18 protein-coding genes are annotated in these 14,449 nt (G+C 71.9%); 10 read left to right on the top strand and 8 right to left on the bottom strand.

Annotated elements, in window-relative coordinates; translation table 11 throughout:
- Positions 1 to 16 precede the first annotated feature (16 nt).
- Positions 17 to 640 carry a hypothetical protein gene (locus AC1DZA_RS15160; RefSeq protein WP_476773350.1) on the bottom strand — a complete coding sequence of 208 codons (624 nt, stop codon included), beginning with the start codon at positions 638 to 640 and terminating at the stop codon, positions 17 to 19.
- Positions 641 to 733: 93 nt separating this feature from the next.
- On the opposite strand from AC1DZA_RS15160, the gene AC1DZA_RS15155 reads away from it, so the two are divergent.
- The 4 genes from AC1DZA_RS15155 to AC1DZA_RS15140 all read left to right on the top strand — a co-directional run bounded on the left by AC1DZA_RS15155 (position 734) and on the right by AC1DZA_RS15140 (position 3,942).
- Positions 734 to 1,429, top strand: a complete 696-nt coding sequence (locus AC1DZA_RS15155; RefSeq protein WP_476773349.1) for an NAD-dependent deacylase — start codon at positions 734 to 736, stop codon at positions 1,427 to 1,429.
- 122 nt (positions 1,430 to 1,551) lie between these two features.
- Positions 1,552 to 2,727: an AI-2E family transporter gene (locus tag AC1DZA_RS15150; protein WP_476773348.1), complete on the top strand. Its 1,176-nt coding sequence runs from the start codon at positions 1,552 to 1,554 to the stop codon at positions 2,725 to 2,727.
- Between the two features lie 16 nt (positions 2,728 to 2,743).
- The gene (locus AC1DZA_RS15145) at positions 2,744 to 3,124 is read left to right on the top strand and encodes a hypothetical protein (RefSeq protein ID WP_476773347.1); all 381 of its coding nucleotides are present in this window, start codon (positions 2,744 to 2,746) and stop codon (positions 3,122 to 3,124) included.
- Between the two features lie 5 nt (positions 3,125 to 3,129).
- The gene (locus AC1DZA_RS15140; RefSeq protein WP_476773346.1) at positions 3,130 to 3,942 is read left to right on the top strand and encodes a nitroreductase family protein; all 813 of its coding nucleotides are present in this window, start codon (positions 3,130 to 3,132) and stop codon (positions 3,940 to 3,942) included.
- Here AC1DZA_RS15140 and AC1DZA_RS15135 read toward each other — a convergent pair.
- Both AC1DZA_RS15135 and nhaA read right to left on the bottom strand, forming a co-directional pair.
- Positions 3,876 to 4,766 carry a glycosyltransferase family 2 protein gene (locus AC1DZA_RS15135; RefSeq protein WP_476773345.1) on the bottom strand — a complete coding sequence of 297 codons (891 nt, stop codon included), beginning with the start codon at positions 4,764 to 4,766 and terminating at the stop codon, positions 3,876 to 3,878. The genes AC1DZA_RS15140 and AC1DZA_RS15135 overlap by 67 nt on opposite strands.
- A 9-nt stretch (positions 4,767 to 4,775) precedes the next feature.
- A complete protein-coding gene (gene nhaA / locus AC1DZA_RS15130; protein WP_476773344.1) occupies positions 4,776 to 6,635 on the bottom strand; it encodes a Na+/H+ antiporter NhaA in 1,860 nt (619 codons plus the stop codon).
- A 312-nt stretch (positions 6,636 to 6,947) separates the two neighbouring features.
- On the opposite strand from nhaA, the gene AC1DZA_RS15125 reads away from it, so the two are divergent.
- On the top strand, positions 6,948 to 7,163 hold the full coding sequence (locus AC1DZA_RS15125; protein WP_476773343.1) for a hypothetical protein: 216 nt from the start codon (positions 6,948 to 6,950) through the stop codon (positions 7,161 to 7,163).
- A gap of 13 nt (positions 7,164 to 7,176) precedes the next feature.
- Here the strand turns inward: AC1DZA_RS15125 and AC1DZA_RS15120 are convergent, their stop codons facing one another.
- Positions 7,177 to 8,796 (bottom strand): DHA2 family efflux MFS transporter permease subunit, encoded by a 1,620-nt coding sequence (locus AC1DZA_RS15120; RefSeq protein ID WP_476773342.1) that lies wholly within the window; start codon positions 8,794 to 8,796, stop codon positions 7,177 to 7,179.
- A 256-nt stretch (positions 8,797 to 9,052) separates the two neighbouring features.
- Here AC1DZA_RS15120 and AC1DZA_RS15115 point away from each other — a divergent pair, with 256 nt between their 5' ends.
- Positions 9,053 to 9,355, top strand: a complete 303-nt coding sequence (locus tag AC1DZA_RS15115) for a DUF1540 domain-containing protein (RefSeq protein WP_309973839.1) — start codon at positions 9,053 to 9,055, stop codon at positions 9,353 to 9,355.
- Positions 9,356 to 9,429: 74 nt separating this feature from the next.
- On the opposite strand, the gene AC1DZA_RS15110 is transcribed toward AC1DZA_RS15115, so the two are convergent.
- Positions 9,430 to 10,020 (bottom strand): NADPH-dependent FMN reductase, encoded by a 591-nt coding sequence (locus tag AC1DZA_RS15110; RefSeq protein WP_476760814.1) that lies wholly within the window; start codon positions 10,018 to 10,020, stop codon positions 9,430 to 9,432.
- An 88-nt stretch (positions 10,021 to 10,108) separates the two neighbouring features.
- Between AC1DZA_RS15110 and AC1DZA_RS15105 the strand changes: the two genes are divergently transcribed.
- The 4 genes from AC1DZA_RS15105 (at position 10,109) to AC1DZA_RS15090 (ending at position 12,543) form a co-directional block, all read left to right on the top strand.
- Positions 10,109 to 10,585 (top strand): MarR family winged helix-turn-helix transcriptional regulator, encoded by a 477-nt coding sequence (locus tag AC1DZA_RS15105; RefSeq protein WP_476773341.1) that lies wholly within the window; start codon positions 10,109 to 10,111, stop codon positions 10,583 to 10,585.
- 113 nt (positions 10,586 to 10,698) lie between these two features.
- Positions 10,699 to 11,178: a helix-turn-helix domain-containing protein gene (locus tag AC1DZA_RS15100; RefSeq protein ID WP_476773340.1), complete on the top strand. Its 480-nt coding sequence runs from the start codon at positions 10,699 to 10,701 to the stop codon at positions 11,176 to 11,178.
- Between the two features lie 110 nt (positions 11,179 to 11,288).
- Positions 11,289 to 12,164 carry a hypothetical protein gene (locus tag AC1DZA_RS15095; protein WP_476773339.1) on the top strand — a complete coding sequence of 292 codons (876 nt, stop codon included), beginning with the start codon at positions 11,289 to 11,291 and terminating at the stop codon, positions 12,162 to 12,164.
- Between the two features lie 13 nt (positions 12,165 to 12,177).
- A complete protein-coding gene (locus AC1DZA_RS15090) occupies positions 12,178 to 12,543 on the top strand; it encodes a hypothetical protein (RefSeq protein WP_476773338.1) in 366 nt (121 codons plus the stop codon).
- Here AC1DZA_RS15090 and AC1DZA_RS15085 read toward each other — a convergent pair.
- The 3 genes from AC1DZA_RS15085 to AC1DZA_RS15075 form a co-directional block, all read right to left on the bottom strand.
- Positions 12,540 to 13,145 (bottom strand): ClpP family protease, encoded by a 606-nt coding sequence (locus tag AC1DZA_RS15085; RefSeq protein WP_476773337.1) that lies wholly within the window; start codon positions 13,143 to 13,145, stop codon positions 12,540 to 12,542. The two genes, AC1DZA_RS15090 and AC1DZA_RS15085, sit on opposite strands and share 4 nt — an antisense overlap.
- On the bottom strand, positions 13,142 to 13,765 hold the full coding sequence (locus tag AC1DZA_RS15080) for a ClpP family protease (RefSeq protein WP_476773336.1): 624 nt from the start codon (positions 13,763 to 13,765) through the stop codon (positions 13,142 to 13,144). Before AC1DZA_RS15080 ends, AC1DZA_RS15085 begins: the two co-directional genes overlap by 4 nt.
- A 155-nt stretch (positions 13,766 to 13,920) precedes the next feature.
- Positions 13,921 to 14,442, bottom strand: coding sequence for a MarR family winged helix-turn-helix transcriptional regulator (locus AC1DZA_RS15075; RefSeq protein ID WP_476773335.1), 522 nt, complete (start codon positions 14,440 to 14,442; stop codon positions 13,921 to 13,923).
- Positions 14,443 to 14,449: the final 7 nt, after the last annotated feature.

Genomic DNA, 14,449 nt, shown 5'->3' with positions numbered 1-14,449 from the left:
CTCGATGCCTCGCGCGTCAGGCGATTCCCTCGATCGTGTTCGTTCGCGGTTTCTCCGGTACTTCGGTACTTCGGTACGTCGGTACCGAAGAATCGGGAGGGAAACGTCGCGTGCGGCCCCACGGCTTGAACACCGACAGCGTCATCGCCGCGAGGAGCGCGGTCGACGAGACGACGGGCGGGAAGACGAGGTTCGCCGTCACCGTGGGCGCCACCCCGTCGGCGAGCGCCGCGCGAGCGCCGTCCGCGACGGTGGTGAGGCCGGGCCAGAGCACGAGCACGACGATCGTCACGAGCACCACGTTGACGACGAGCTTCACGAGCACCCAGCGGTAGCGCACCAGCCCGTACTTCGTGCCGAGCCCCAGGAGCACCCCCGTGGCCAGCGTGACGAGCCCGACGATCACCAGCGGCCACGTCGACGCCGCGACGAGACTGAGCGCCGCGGCGCCGGCGCCCATCGCATCCGCGGTGAGCGCGGTGACGACGAGGATGCCGAGTGCCAGGTCGAGCCCGAGCCAGGTGCCCGCGGCCGCGATGTGCACGAGCAGCAGGAGCTTTCGCGCGCGGGATGAGAGCGGCATCCGGATGCCCCCTGCCCCCGTGCGCGGGAGTGGCGGCGTGCGCGTCGTGGTGCCCATGCCTCCACGATGCCGGTGCGGCGGAGCCAAGGCATCCGCCCGTCGGAGTCACCTGGCATACCCCGACGGACGTACTCGCGATTCAATGGAGGCATGCGACTCGTCGTGCTCACCGGCGCCGGCATCTCGGCCGAGAGCGGCGTGCCGACGTTCCGCGACGCGGGCGGACTCTGGGAGGGGCACCGCGTCGAGGACGTCGCCACCCCTGAGGGCTTCGCGCGCGATCCCGTCATGGTGCAGCGCTTCTACGACGCGCGGCGCCATGCCGTGGCCCGAGCCGAGCCGAACCCGGCGCACCTGGCCCTGGCCCGGCTCGAACGCGAGCTCGGCGACGACCTGCTCGTGGTCACCCAGAACATCGACGACCTGCACGAACGCGCGGGCTCGCAGCGAGTGGTGCACATGCACGGCGACCTGCTGCAGGCGCGCTGCCTGGCCTGCGGTCGGCGGGTGCCCGTCGCGGCCGACCTCGTCGAGCGGCCGCCGTGCCCCGAGTGCGGCGAGCGGATGCTGCGCCCCGACGTGGTGTGGTTCGGCGAGATGCCCTACGACCTCGACCTCATCGACGAGGCGCTGCTCGCCTGCGACCGCTTCGCGGCGATCGGCACCTCGGGCGCCGTCTACCCGGCGGCCGGGTTCGTGATGACGGCTGCCGCGGTCGGCGCGCACACGATCGAGCTGAACCTCGCGCCGAGCGAGATCACGCCGCTGTTCGACGAGGTGCGGCACGGCCCGGCGAGCGTGGTGGTGCCCGCCTGGATCGACGACGTGCTCCACGCCCGCGGCTGAGCCGCAGGCGGCTGAGCCCGCAGGCGGCTGAGCCGCACGCGCCGCCGGGCCGGACCGTATCCCATCGGTCGGGCGCGGGACAGGGGGTTCGTCACCGAGGGCCTGGCCCCTAGGGTGAGGGCATGAGCGATCGACCTCCCTCGCCGGCTCCCACCGAGCGCCTGTGGGCCGACCGGCTCGGTCGCTGGAGCATCCGGAGCCTGCAGGTCCTCCTCGTCGTGACGCTCGGCGCGCTCGCCGTGTGGGCGCTGGTGCAGGTGAAGCTCCTCGTCATCCCCGTGCTCATCGCGCTCATCGTCGCCTCGGCGGCGGCGCCGCTCGTGGGCTGGCTGCGCCGTCGTGGACTGTCGCCGATCCTCGCGGCCTGGGTCACCCTCGTCGGCGGCATCCTCGTGCTCGGCGGCGTGGTCACCGCGATCGTGTTCGCGGTGCGCAACCAGTGGGACGAGCTGGCCGCGTCGGCAGGCGAGGGCTTCGACGACCTCCAGGCCTGGCTCAAGGACCTGCCCTTCCCCATCGACCAGCAGCAGGTCACCTCGGCACGCGACGCGATCGTCGACTACGTGACGAGCGCCGAGTTCGGCGCCGGGGCCGTGCGCGGCGTCTCTGCGGCCACCGAGTTCGTCGCGGGCGCCCTGCTGGTGCTCGTGGTGCTCTTCTTCTTCCTCAAGGACGGCGACCGCATCTGGGCGTTCTTCCTCCGGCCCTTCAGCGGCGTGCGGCTCGAGCGCGGACGCCGGGTCGGCACGACGAGCGTCAAGGTCTTCGGCGGCTACATCCGCGGCACCGCGATCGTCGGGCTCGTCGACGCCGTCGTGATCGGCCTCGGCCTCGTGATCCTGCAGGTGCCGCTCGCCCTGCCGCTCGCCGTCATCGTGTTCCTCGGCTCGTTCATCCCGCTCGTCGGCGCCACGGTCGCCGGCATCCTCGCCGCGCTCGTCGCGCTCGTGGCCAACGGACCGGTCGTCGCGCTCATCGTCGTCGCGATCGTCATCGCCGTGAACCAGCTCGAGGGCGACCTGCTGCAGCCCGTGGTGATGGCGCAGTCGCTGAAGCTGCATCCGCTGGTCATCCTCATCGCCCTCACCGCCGGCACCATCCTCGGCGGCATCGTGGGCGCCGTGCTCGCGGTGCCGATCGCGGCGGTCGGCTGGGCGATCATCAAGGTGTGGGACGGCCCCGACCCGTCGATCGACGCACGCAAGCCACTGCGCCGACGGCGCGAGACGGCCTCGGGAGCCACCTCGCAGGGCGAGCAGCTTCGGCAGGACTCCGCCGGCGGAAGCCCGGTGGCCTGACGTGCGCTCCGCGCCGATGTTCACCGCGGCCACGGTGAGCTACGCCGCGAACTGCGCGCTCGGGGCATCCGTCGCCCTGCGCCTCGTCGACACCCGGAATGTGCGGTGGGTGCACCACGCGCTCTACATCGCGACGTTCTCGCTCGCCGTCGGCGCGATGAGCTCGGCCGTGTGGGGGAGTCCGCGGGGCGCGAGCCGTGCCGCCGCCGCGCTGCTCGCCCCGGCCGCCGTGCCGCTGACGCTGATCCCGTACGCGGGCACTCGGACACGGCGGCATCCGCTCGTCGCGCTCACCGCGGCGCCGTTCTTCCTCGCCGCGCTGGTGCGTTCGAGCCTGCCCGAGCGCACGAGGTCGCAGACCCGGAAGCCCGGGAACACCCGGAAGACCAGGAAGTAGGACGCATGGAACTGCTCGACGCGATCCGCCGCCGCAAGACCACGAACGGGCCGTTCCTGCCCGACCCCGTCTCGGAGGAGCACCAGCGGATCCTCATGGAGGCGGCCGGCCGGGCGCCGTCGCAGCTCAACAGCCAGCCCTGGCGCTTCGTCGTGATCGAGGACCGCCCGACCATCGAGGCGATCGCGCGCATCTCGGGCGAGAGCATGACCGAGGCGATGTCGAACGGCACGTTCTTCGAGCGCTACAAACCCTACTTCCGGTTCAGCCAGGCCGAGATGGACGAGCAGCGCAGCGGCATGCTCTTCGACAAGCTGCCCGCGCCGCTGCGGCCGTTCACCAGCCAGGTGTTCACCAAGCGCGGGCAGAAGCTCATGAACACGTTCGGCGTGCCGAAGACGCTCGGCGAGGAGAACCGCAAGCTCGTCGCCGGGTCGCCGCTGCTGCTCGGCGTCATGCTCGACCGCAGCGAGTACCGGCCCGGGCAGCTCTCGTCGTTCTACTCCGTCTTCAGCATGGGCGCCGCCATGGAGAACGTCTGGCTCACGACGGTCGAGCTGGGCATGGGCATCCAGTTCATCTCCTTCCCGATGGAGGTGCCCGGCCGTTGGGACGAGATCGTGCGCCTGCTGCGGGTGCCCGACGAGCTCGAGCTCATGGCCGTCTACCGGCTCGGCTACGTGCCCGAAGAGCAGCGCCGGCCCGCGATCGACTGGGTCAGCCACGAGCGCAAGCGGCCGTCGCAGTACGTCTACCGCGAGACCTGCGAGACGCCGCAGGCGGGCTGGGACGACGTGCGCCGGCCCGATCGCGCCTGAGTCCGGCGCGCCCGCACGATGCGCGCCCACCGGTACGGCGGCAACTCCTCGGGCCAGTGCCGGGTGAACGTGTGCACGCCCATGCTCGCGGAGCGCCAGAGCTTGCCCGGATCGCGGAACGGCCGCGTCGACACGCCCACCGACAACCGCTGGTCGCGGAGCACGCGGGTGCCCGGCGGCAAGTGCAGGCTCAGGTCGAGGTCGTCGTGCACGCGCTGGTCGTCGCGGCAGACGTCGTCGTGCACGGCGAGCCACAGGTCGCGCCGCAGCACGGCCGACGACCCCCAGAGCGGCCGATGCCCGAGCGCGACTCCGGCGAGCACGGTGTAGCCGCCGAGGTACGCCATGATGAGCAGCCGTGATGCGAGCGACGGCGCGCTCGGCAGCCACGCCCACCCCGTGACGGCCTCCACGGCCGGGTCGGCGAAGCGCTCACGGGCGTCCCGCACCCAGTCGGGCGGCAGCACGGTGTCGGCGTCGACACGCGCGAGCAGGTCGCCGGATGCCGCGTCGAGGCCGGTCGAGGTCGCCGCAGGGATGCCGACGACGGGCTCGGGCACCACGCGGCATCCGTAGCGCGCCGCCAACGGGCCGAGGTCGCCGTTGCCGCCGTTGTCGACGATGACGATCTCGTCGGGCGCGACGGACTGCGCCGCGACCGAGGCGAGCAGCCGCTCGAGGCGGTCGCGGTCGTTGCGCACCGGCACCACGATCGAGAGGGTGAGCGCCCGGCCCGCGGAAGCTGCTCGGCCGCCTGCCTCGGTCGCGGCGTCGGCCGCAGCGTCGGTGTCCGCCTGAGCGGTCAGCGGTTCGTCGGGTGGCATGCCCCCACGCTAGGCACCGGCGGCGGGCTCACCAAGGGGCTTGCGCTCCGCCTCGAGCGCGGCGATCAGCGTGGCCGAGTCGTACGGGCCCTTGTGGCGGCGCTCGCCGATGAAGAACGTGGGCGTGCCGTGCAGGTCCATCATCTGCGCGTCGAGGCGGTCGTCCTCGACGCGTCGCACGACCGCGGGCGACCGCAGGTCGTCGGCGAAGCGATCCATGTCGAGGCCGAGGTCGCGGGCGTAGCGGCAGAGGTCGTCGGTGGTCAGGTCGTCCTGGTTCGCGAACAGGGTCAGCGCCATGTCGAAGAACCGGCCCTGCAGCGCCGCCGCCTCCACCGCCTGGGCCGACTCCCGCGCGTGCGGATGCACCGCCTCGAGGGGCAGGTGGCGGAACACCCAGCAGACGTCGTCGCCGAAGTGGTCGATGACCGCGTCGATCGATCCCGTCGCCCGGCTGCAGAACGGGCACTCGAAGTCGCCGTACTCGACGATCAGGTGGGGCGCGTCGGGCCGCCCGCGGAAGTGGTCGCGCTCGGGGTCGAACGGCCGCACGAGCTTGGCGCCGACGGCGACGGGCGGCCGCAACCGGTCGCCGACCAGGAAGATGAGCCAGCCGAGCACGAAGGCGATGACGGATGCCGCGAGCACGCCGACGCGCGCGAGATCCTGGGTCTCGGGGTCCTCGATCGCGAGTCCCACGATGAACAGCGCGATCGTGAAGCCGATGCCCGACAGCGCCGCGCCTCCCGAGATGCGCGACACGGTGAGTCCGGGCGCGAGGGTGCCGATGCGCAGCATCCGCACCAAGGCCGTGGCCCCCGTGATGCCGACGAACTTGCCGATGACGAGGCCCGCCACGATGCCCCAGGTGAGGGGCGACGACACCGCGGCCGACAGCGTCTGCGGGTCGAGCTGCACGCCGGCGTTCGCGAGCGCGAAGATCGGCAGCACGATGAACGCGACGTAGGGCGACCACGCCGCCTGCAGCCGCTCGTTGATGGAGATGGAGTCGCGCAGGCTCCGCGTGGCCGCGCGCGCATACGTCGTGTTCGGCGACTCGCGGAACGCGCGAGTGAGCTCGGCGGCCCGCTCGACCTCCATGCGGCGCGGGGGGAACACCGGGATCACGAGGGCCACGGCGACGCCCGCGAGCGTCGGGTGCACGCCTGCTGCGCCGACGCCCAGCCACAGGCCGAAGCCGAGCACGGCGTAGGCCGGGCCGCGGCCGACGGGCAGGAAGCGCACGAGGGCGAGGGCCACGAGCAGCACCGCGCTGATCACGAGCGGCAGCAGCTGTATGCCCTCGTTGTAGAACACCGCGATCGCCACGAGCGCGCCGATGTCGTCGACCACGGCGAGGGTGAGCAGAAAGGTGCGCAACCGCCACGGGAACTTGGGCCCGATGATCGCGAGCGCGCCGAGCAGGAACGCCGTGTCGGTGGAGATCACGACGCCCCACGCGTGCATCTCGTCGGTGCCCGCGTTGAACAGCATGAAGATCGCGGCAGGGAGCACCAGCCCCGCGACGGCCGCGATGACGGGCACCGCCGCGCGCGAACGGTCGGTGAGCTCGCCGATGGTGAACTCGCGTTTGACCTCGAGGCCGACGGTGAAGAAGAAGAACGCCATCAGGCCGTCGTTGACGAGCTGGTGCAGCGTGAGCTGTGCCTGGAACCCGCCGACGACGATCTCGACATGCGTGTCCCAGAACGCGTCGTACGTCGACCCCCATGGCGAGTTCGCCCACACGATCGCGATCAGGGTGAAGCAGAGGAGCAGCAGTGCGGAGAGGCGGTCACCGGCGCCGGCGCCGGCGGGCGGCGGCGAACGGCGGGGCAGCACCGGAGCCGTGGTGGTGGCGCTCGTCATACGGTCGATTCGGTGCGCGGAGTCAGCGCTGGCGAGGAGCGCGGATGATCGACCAGAGCGCCGCGAGGAGCAGCACGCCGCCGACGGCGACGATCAGTCCGAGAATCGACCAGATCACGGTTTCGATGTCCACGTGTACCTCCGAGGGGCTCCCCGCCATTCTGTCGTGCCCGGGCGCGCGCCCACCAGAGGCAATCCGTCAACCCGTTGACCCTCGCGCCGGTCGAGCGGACGCTGGAGGCATCCGCACGCGGCAGCCGGATGGGAGATCGCCCGGGGCATCCGCATGCGGCCTTCGACCGAGGAGGGGCCATGACCGACCCACGCGACCACGCCCAACGGCACGACGCCGACCGCTTCACGCCCGACGTCGGGCAGGACGAGACCGAGGGCGAGCCGCGCAACGACGCCGACGAGATCATGCACGACGGCGACGACCTCGGCCCCGACGCGAACGAGCTCGACGCCGACAACCCGGTCGAGGAGCAGACCCTCGAGGCGGTCGACCCCGACAACGCGCCCGACTGAGTCGCCGGAGGTCCTAGGCGGGCGACCCGCCGCTCGCGGCCGGCACGGTGTCGACGTCGTCGGGCGCCCACGTGTCCTGCCTGCGCCCCGACCCGAGCGAGATCGTGGCCAGGAGCCCGACCGCGAGGAATCCGGCCGCCGTGAGCGCCGACGCCCGCGTGGCATCGCTGAACGCCTCGCGGGCCGCCTGCGCGGCCTCGGGCGACTGCGCCTCGATGGCCGGGATGGCCGCCCCGGCGCTGTCGACCACCGCATCGACGACCTGCTCGCGCTGCGGCTGGGGCACGAACGGCTCGAGCTCGTCGTCGAGGTTGGCGCCGAGCGAGGTGAAGAGCACCGTGCCGAGGATGGCGATGCCGAGCGCCGAGCCGAACTGGCGCGCGGTGCTCTGCGTGCCCGACGCCTGGCCGCTCTGCCCGACGGGCACGTCGGCGAGCACGACGCCGGTGAGCTGCGCGGTCGCGAGACCGACGCCGAACCCGTACACGAACAGGCCGATGACGATCTGCCACCACGGGGTGTCGACCGCGATGACGAACGCGATGACGACGAGGCCGGCGATCTCGAGCAGGATGCCCACGCGCACGGTCCACACTGGTGCGACCCGCTGGCCGAGGGTGCCCGCGACGCCGCTGGCGGCGAACGCGCCGATGGCGAGCCCGAGCAGCACGTAGCCGGTCTGCAGGGCGTCGTAGCCGAGCACGTTCTGCAGCCAGAGCGGCAGCGACAGGATGATGCCGAACTCGCCGAGCGACACGATGAGCGCCGCGATGTTGCCGTTGCGGAACGACGGGATGCGGAACAGCCCGAAGGGCAGCATCGGGTCCTGGCCGCGCCGTTGCCGGGCGAGGCCCCAGGCCACGAAGGCGGCGCCGCTCAGCACGGCGATCGCGAAGAGGAACGGCGTGGGCGAGATCGGGAAGGTCCACTCCCAGTCGCCGAACATGAGCGGCGACTCGGTCTCCCACCACCCGTAGGTGCGGCCCTCGATGAGGGCGAAGACGAGGCTCGCCGAGGTGATCACCGAGAGCACGGCGCCCACCGGGTCGAGGCGCATGGGGTGCGCGGCCCGCGACTCGGCGACGGTGAGCAGGGCGCCCACGATCGTGATGATGCCGAGCGGCACGTTGATGCCGAACGCCCATCGCCACGAGTAGTCCGTCGTGAGCCAGCCGCCGAGGAGCGGTCCGACCGCCGCCATGCCGCCGATCGTGGAGCCCCACACCGCGAAGGCGATGCCGCGCTCGCGGCCGTGGAAGTTCGCGTTGATGATCGACAGGGAGGTCGGCAGGATCATCGCGCCGCCGACGCCCTGCACGACCCGCGAGAGGATGAGCAGGTCGCCCGTCGGTGCGAGGGCTGCGGCGACGCTCGCAAGGCTGAAGATCGTGATGCCGATGACCATCATGCGTCGGCGGCCCACGCGGTCGGCGATGGTGCCGAACGTGAGCAGCAGGGCGGCGAACACGATGGTGTAGCTCTCCTGCACCCATTGCACCTGGGTGGACGTGATGCCGAGGTCGTCGACGATCGAGGGGATCGCCACGTTCACGATCGTCGAGTCGACGATGATCAGCGCGACGGCGAGGCTGATGACGACCAGGCCGATCCAACGGCGTGCTGCGGATGCCACGTGCGCTCCGATCTCGTACGGGTGACTCGCTCACCCTAGGCCGGTGACGCGGCCGACGGCATCCATCCGAAGTTCGTCGCCGCAGTCGGGGGCGAGCGGGTGCGGGGGCGAGCCGACCGATGCACGAAGGTTAGGCTAGCCTCACCAAGAAAGTGCCTCTGATCTGCGGAAAAGTCGGCGTCGGATGCTGCGGGCGACCGCTCGTCGGGGCTACCATCGCGGTATCGCACCGTCGCAACCGCCCTTGGAGGTCACCATGAGCATGACGCTCGACGATCTGCCCGCCGTCGCCGAGTGTTCGGTGTCCGGCTGCTCGTACAACGATCATTCGCACTGCCACGCCGCCGCGGTCACCATCGGCGGATCCGTCGGCGACGCGGAGTGCGCCACCTTCATCCCGCTCGGCACGAAGGGCGGACTCGACAAGGTGCTCTCGCACGTCGGCGCCTGCCAGCGGTCGGAGTGCGTGCACAATTCGTCGCTCGAGTGCACCGCGGCATCCGTTCGCGTCGGCCCGGGCGTCGACGACGCCGACTGCCTCACCTACGAGCCGGCCTGAGCCACGACGAACGCCCCGGCGCACCGCGTTGAGCGGGCGCCGGGGCGTTCGTGCGCGAAGCGCGGCCGGTCGGGTCAGGCCGCCTGGGCGAGCGCGGAGCGCGCGTCGCGCACGCCCTTGAGGGCAGCGGCCCACGGCACGAGCTGGTCGAGCTGGGTCGCGAGCATGCCCTGGTGGTAGGCCGCGGGCGTGAACACGTGGTAATTCTCGAAGTCGGTCATGAGCGAGAACGCGACCTGCTGGCGCACGTCGGCGACCTGCAGCTCGCCGAGGATGAGCCGGAGGTGCTCGGCCGCTCGGGTCCCGCCTGCCGCGCCGTAGCTGACGAGTCCGGCCGCCTTGTCGTTCCACTCGCCGTAGACGAAGTCGAGCGCGTTCTTGAGGGCGCCCGAGGTGGAGTGGTTGTACTCGGGCGTCACGAAGATGTAGCCGTCGAAGGAGTCGACCTTCTCGGCCCAGGCCTTCGTGTGGTCGTTGGCGTACTGACCGAGGCTGGGCGGCATGGCCTCATCGAGGTGGGGGAGCGCGAAGTCGGCGAGGTCGACGAGCTCGAACTCGGCGTCGGTGCGCGTGGAGGCGTGCTCGAGCACCCAGTTCGCGACCTGGTCGCCGACGCGGCCCGGACGCGTGCTGCCGATGATGATGCCGATCCTGACAGTGGACATGGTGTGTGTGCCTTCCCGATGAAGTAGTTGACGCGTCATCATAACCTTAATAGATGACACGTCAACCATCCTTGGCTAGGCTGGGCGCATGTCCGAGGTGTCCGAGATCGATGCGACCGAGTGGCAGCTCTGGCACGACTTCGCCACGATGCACCGCGACCTCATGCGCGAGCTCGACCGGCGCCTGCAGCGCGACGCGGGCATCTCGCAGGGCGACTACGGCGTGATGCTCACGCTGTTCCAGGCGCCCGACCACCGCCTCCGTCCCGGCGAGCTCGGCGACGCGATCGCGTGGGAGAAGAGCCGCCTCTCGCACCAACTCACCCGCATGGCGGCGCGCGGGCTCGTCGAGCGCGTCGAGTGCGACACCGACGGCCGCGGCTCGTGGGTCGTGCTCACCCGCGACGGCCGCCGGGCGCTGCTGGGCGCCATGCGCGATCATGCCTCGGCGATCCGCGGCCTCTTCCTCGACGTGCTCCAGCCCGACGAGAAGCGCATGATCGCCGACGTGGCCGCGCGGGTGAGCGAGCGGCTCGACGAGGAGCCGACGCGCGCGGCGAGCTGAGCGCGAGTGGCAAGCTGCCGGCGCGCGGCGCGCGGCGCGCTGCCGCGGCATCCGGATTCTGCCCTGAGCGGATCGGGCTGACGGCGGCGACGGCGCGCGATTAGCCTCGGCACATGGGCAAGGTCGTCGAGTTCCCGGGGGCGGTCGCCCCGCAGGCCACCAAGCCGCTCTGGCGGCACGTGCTCGGCGAGGTGCTCCGCGGCGAGCGCCTCGAGCAGGAGCGCATCCTGACCGAGGTCGCCGCCACGGCGGGCGTCTCGCCGCAGTACCTCTCCGAGATCGAGCGCGGGCGCAAGGAGCCGTCGTCCGAGATCCTCGGGTCGGTCGCCGACGCGCTCGGCCTCGAGCTCGTCGACGTGGTGCGCCGCGTGGGCGACCGGCTCGGGGCGCGGCTCGACGCCGAACGCCGTGAGGCCGAGCGGCGCGAGCGGCTCACCGTCGAGGCGTCCTACGCGTTCCGGGCGGACGCCTCGGTGCGGCATCCGCTGGACGTCGCCATCGTCGACCTGGGCCACACGGATGCCGCGGGCTCGGTCGTCGTGACGGGCGTCGGGCTCGCCGCGCCCGGCGACGTGTTCCTGCTCGCGGCGTAGCGCTTCCGCTGCGCGCTCCCGCGGCCCGCGCTCGCGAGCGCCCGCGAGCCTGCCCGAACGCCTGCACATTGGAGCAGGTCGCCGCCGCGGTCGCGAGCGACGATGGTGGGATGGGCCGCATCCGTCACCTGGAGCAGGGCCCGGAGGCGCAGGACGCAGCGGTGCCCGCCCCCACGGCCCACCGTGCGGAGGCGCCCGGGCTCGACACCGCCCGGTTGCGAGCCGAACCGGCCGGCATCGCGCGGGACGCGATGGCCAGGATGCAGGGCACGGTCGGCAACCGCGTGGCGCAGCGGGTGGTCGCCGGGGAGCAGCTCCGCGGGGTGCCGGCGGGGACCGTGCCCGTGGTCAGCCGCGACGTGACGACCCGCACGGCGATCTCCGAGACGACCGACACGGGCAACACGTACACCCAGGACCTCCTCCTCAACCGCACCCAGTCGAGCATCGAGATCACGCTCGGCATCAACTGGGTGCGTCACGGCACCTGGGCGTCGGATGCCGCGTACGCCGCGTTCGTCCGTCGCGTGAAGACCGCGGCGTACTCCTACCTCGACAACAAGTTCAAGGTCGTCTGCACGCCGAACTCGGCGGCCGCCGGGCCGGCGCCGATCGAGCTCCCGATCACGTTCCTCCTGTACGACCTCGACAGCGGCTACCAGATCGGCGTGCACGGCGGCGCCCCGGGCGGCGACAGCGCGATGGCGGCCGCCGGCGGCAACGTCTACGAGCTCGAGGGCAGCGGGGCGCCCGAGATCGACATCACCTACGCCCACGAGTTCGGCCACGCGGCGCTCGGCGTGAGTGACGAATACTCGAACCCGGCGATCCCGGGGCGGGTGCTGACGAACGACCACAGCATCATGGCGAACTACTACGCTCAGGGCATCCCGCAGGCGAAGTTCAGGGCGCGCCACTTCCAGCACATCGTCACCGAGGTGGCGCGGGCGTTCGCCGGCTACACCTGTTCCCTGCGGGAGATGTGAGGAGGGGGCCGACATGATCATGCGGTACCGGCGCGGACACGAGATGTCCGGCTACGTGACGCTCACCGTCGAGCCCGATGGCACCGCCACCGCGTCCCGTTCCGGTCGTGGCGACCTCGGGCGTCGTGAGGCGACCGGCGTGCTCACCCCCGCGCAGGCCGAGCGACTCTCGGACGCGGTCGAGGCCGCCGACCTCGCGCACCTCCGGGGATCGACGCGCCGGATCGGCGACGACGAGGTGCCCGTCACGGTGGAACTCGGTGGCGGCGCCGAGCGGCACGAGCTGCGACTGTGGTCGGAGGACGCCGCCGCGAACCCGGCCTTCGTCGCGTTCGAGGCGACCGTGCGAGCCCTCGTCGACGAGCTGCTCGCGTCCTAGCGGGTGGCGGCCAGCGCCTGCACCTCGAGCACGTGGTCGGCGATGCCGTAGGCGACCGCGGCCGCCGCAGGCAGGATGAGGTCGCGGTCGGTGTCGTGGCGCAGCGTCAGCACGTCGCGCCCCGTGTCGGCCGCGAGCGCCGCCTCGAGCTCGGCCCGAACGCGCACCACCTCGTCGGCGTGCAGGATCAGGTCGGGCACGGTGCCGCGTCCCTGCGTCGACGGCTGGTGCAGCGTGACCTTGCCGTGCGGGAGGATCGCGCGCTGCCCCTTCGCGCCGCCCGCGAGCAGCACCGCGGCCGGGCCGCCGGCCTGCCCGACGCATGTCGTCGCGACATCCGGCCGGATGTGCTGCATCGTGTCGTACACCGCGAGGGCGGCCCCGGGCGATCCGCCGGGCGAGTTCAGGTACAGGCTGATCGGCGTCTCGCTCGACTCCGACGCGAGGTGCAGGAACTGCGCGATGAGCACGTTCGCGACGCCGTCGTCGATCTCGGTGCCGAGGTAGACGATGCGCTCGGAGAGCAGGCGGCTGTAGACGTCCATCGTGCGCTCGGCGTTGCCGCGCTTCTCGACGACGTAGGGGATCGTGTAGGAGCTCATGCCGGCACCCGCAGTCCGGTCATCTGGCGGGCGCTGCCGCCGTAGAGCTCCTCGGAGCCGTGCACCACCCGGTCGACGAACCCGTACTCGACGGCCTGCTCGGCGGTGTACCAGCGGTCGCGCAACGAGTCCTGGGCGATGCGCTCGATCGTCTGCCCGGTGAGCTCGGCGGTGATGCCGAGCACCACGTCGCGCGTGTAGCGGAGGTCGTCGGCCTGCAGCTCCACGTCGACGGCGGTGCCGCCGATGCCCGACGAGCCCTGGTGCATGAGCACCCGCGCGTGCGGCAGGGCGTACCGCTTGCCGGGCGTGCCCGCCGTGAGCAGGAACTGGCCGGCGCTCGCCGCCCAGCCGACGGCGATGGTCGCGACGTCGTTCGGGATGGCGCGCATCACGTCCATGATCGCGAGCATCGCGGGCACCGACCCGCCGGGGGAGTTGATCCAGAAGCGGATGTCGCGGCGCGGGTCGTCGGCGGCCAGCGTGAGCAGCTGCGCGATGATGCGGTTGCCGCCGGCCTGGTCGAGCTCGTCGCCGAGCACGATGATGCGCTCGTGGAACAGCCGTCGCGTGAGCTCGGCGTCGATCGGCTGGATCGGTGGGGTCTCGTGTTCGCTCATGACCCCAGCCTGCGCCGGGGCCGGCGGCGGTGGGGCGGATGCCGCTCACGGCAGCGCTGCCCGCAGCAGCGCTGCCACCCCACCCTTCGTAAGGACGGAATTCGCGGGTGGGCGACGCGGACGACCCGCAGATCCCGTCCTGTCGCGGCCGCGGGTCAGCCCGCGCGGGCGACGGCCGGGCCCTCGCTGAACTGGCACGACGTCGCGGTCAGCCGCTCGTCGGGGTCGAGTCGCGCGAGCACGGCCCCGGCGATGGCGTAGAGCTGCTCGAGCTGCTCGGGGGAGAGCGCGTCGAGCACGTTCGACCGCACCGTGTCGACGTGGCCGGGCGCGGCATCCGCGATGAGCTGCAGGCCCGCGTCGGTGATGGTGGCGTTCGTGGCGCGACGGTCCTCAGGGCACGGGAACCGACGGATGAGCCCGCGCTCCTCGAGCCGCCGCGCGACATGCGAGAGGCGGGGGAGGGTCGCGTTGGTTCGGGACGCGAGCTCGGTCATGCGCATGGTGCGATCGGATGCCGCGCCGAGCGACATGAGCACCCCGTACTCGAAGTGCGTGAGCCCGGCGTCGCGCAGCAGCTGGGCGTCGAGCGCACCGGGCAGCAGCTCGGTGAGCGCGACGAGGCGCACCCAGGCGGCGGATTCCTCGGTGCTCAGCCATCTCGTCTCGCTGGTCATGACTCCA

The organism is Agromyces sp. P2_B3, from assembly GCF_056404815.1.
The sequence above is the reverse complement of the archived record's forward strand: the minus strand, read 5'-3'. Positions and strand labels throughout refer to the sequence as shown.

Bases quoted from the DNA above. Each gene is read 5' to 3' on its own strand.
- AC1DZA_RS15140 (WP_476773346.1), top strand. From the start codon at position 3,130: ATGGAACTGCTCGACGCGATCCGCCGCCGCAAGACCACGAACGGGCCG.
- AC1DZA_RS15160 (WP_476773350.1), bottom strand. From the start codon at position 640: ATGGGCACCACGACGCGCACGCCGCCACTCCCGCGCACGGGGGCAGGG.
- AC1DZA_RS15090 (WP_476773338.1), top strand. From the start codon at position 12,178: ATGATCATGCGGTACCGGCGCGGACACGAGATGTCCGGCTACGTGACG.
- AC1DZA_RS15155 (WP_476773349.1), top strand. From the start codon at position 734: ATGCGACTCGTCGTGCTCACCGGCGCCGGCATCTCGGCCGAGAGCGGC.
- AC1DZA_RS15075 (WP_476773335.1), bottom strand. From the start codon at position 14,442: ATGACCAGCGAGACGAGATGGCTGAGCACCGAGGAATCCGCCGCCTGG.
- AC1DZA_RS15150 (WP_476773348.1), top strand. From the start codon at position 1,552: ATGAGCGATCGACCTCCCTCGCCGGCTCCCACCGAGCGCCTGTGGGCC.
- AC1DZA_RS15085 (WP_476773337.1), bottom strand. From the start codon at position 13,145: ATGAGCTCCTACACGATCCCCTACGTCGTCGAGAAGCGCGGCAACGCC.
- AC1DZA_RS15080 (WP_476773336.1), bottom strand. From the start codon at position 13,765: ATGAGCGAACACGAGACCCCACCGATCCAGCCGATCGACGCCGAGCTC.
- nhaA (WP_476773344.1), bottom strand. From the start codon at position 6,635: ATGACGAGCGCCACCACCACGGCTCCGGTGCTGCCCCGCCGTTCGCCG.
- AC1DZA_RS15125 (WP_476773343.1), top strand. From the start codon at position 6,948: ATGACCGACCCACGCGACCACGCCCAACGGCACGACGCCGACCGCTTC.
- AC1DZA_RS15105 (WP_476773341.1), top strand. From the start codon at position 10,109: ATGTCCGAGGTGTCCGAGATCGATGCGACCGAGTGGCAGCTCTGGCAC.
- AC1DZA_RS15110 (WP_476760814.1), bottom strand. From the start codon at position 10,020: ATGTCCACTGTCAGGATCGGCATCATCATCGGCAGCACGCGTCCGGGC.
- AC1DZA_RS15100 (WP_476773340.1), top strand. From the start codon at position 10,699: ATGGGCAAGGTCGTCGAGTTCCCGGGGGCGGTCGCCCCGCAGGCCACC.
- AC1DZA_RS15095 (WP_476773339.1), top strand. From the start codon at position 11,289: ATGGGCCGCATCCGTCACCTGGAGCAGGGCCCGGAGGCGCAGGACGCA.
- AC1DZA_RS15135 (WP_476773345.1), bottom strand. From the start codon at position 4,766: ATGCCACCCGACGAACCGCTGACCGCTCAGGCGGACACCGACGCTGCG.
- AC1DZA_RS15115 (WP_309973839.1), top strand. From the start codon at position 9,053: ATGAGCATGACGCTCGACGATCTGCCCGCCGTCGCCGAGTGTTCGGTG.
- AC1DZA_RS15145 (WP_476773347.1), top strand. From the start codon at position 2,744: ATGTTCACCGCGGCCACGGTGAGCTACGCCGCGAACTGCGCGCTCGGG.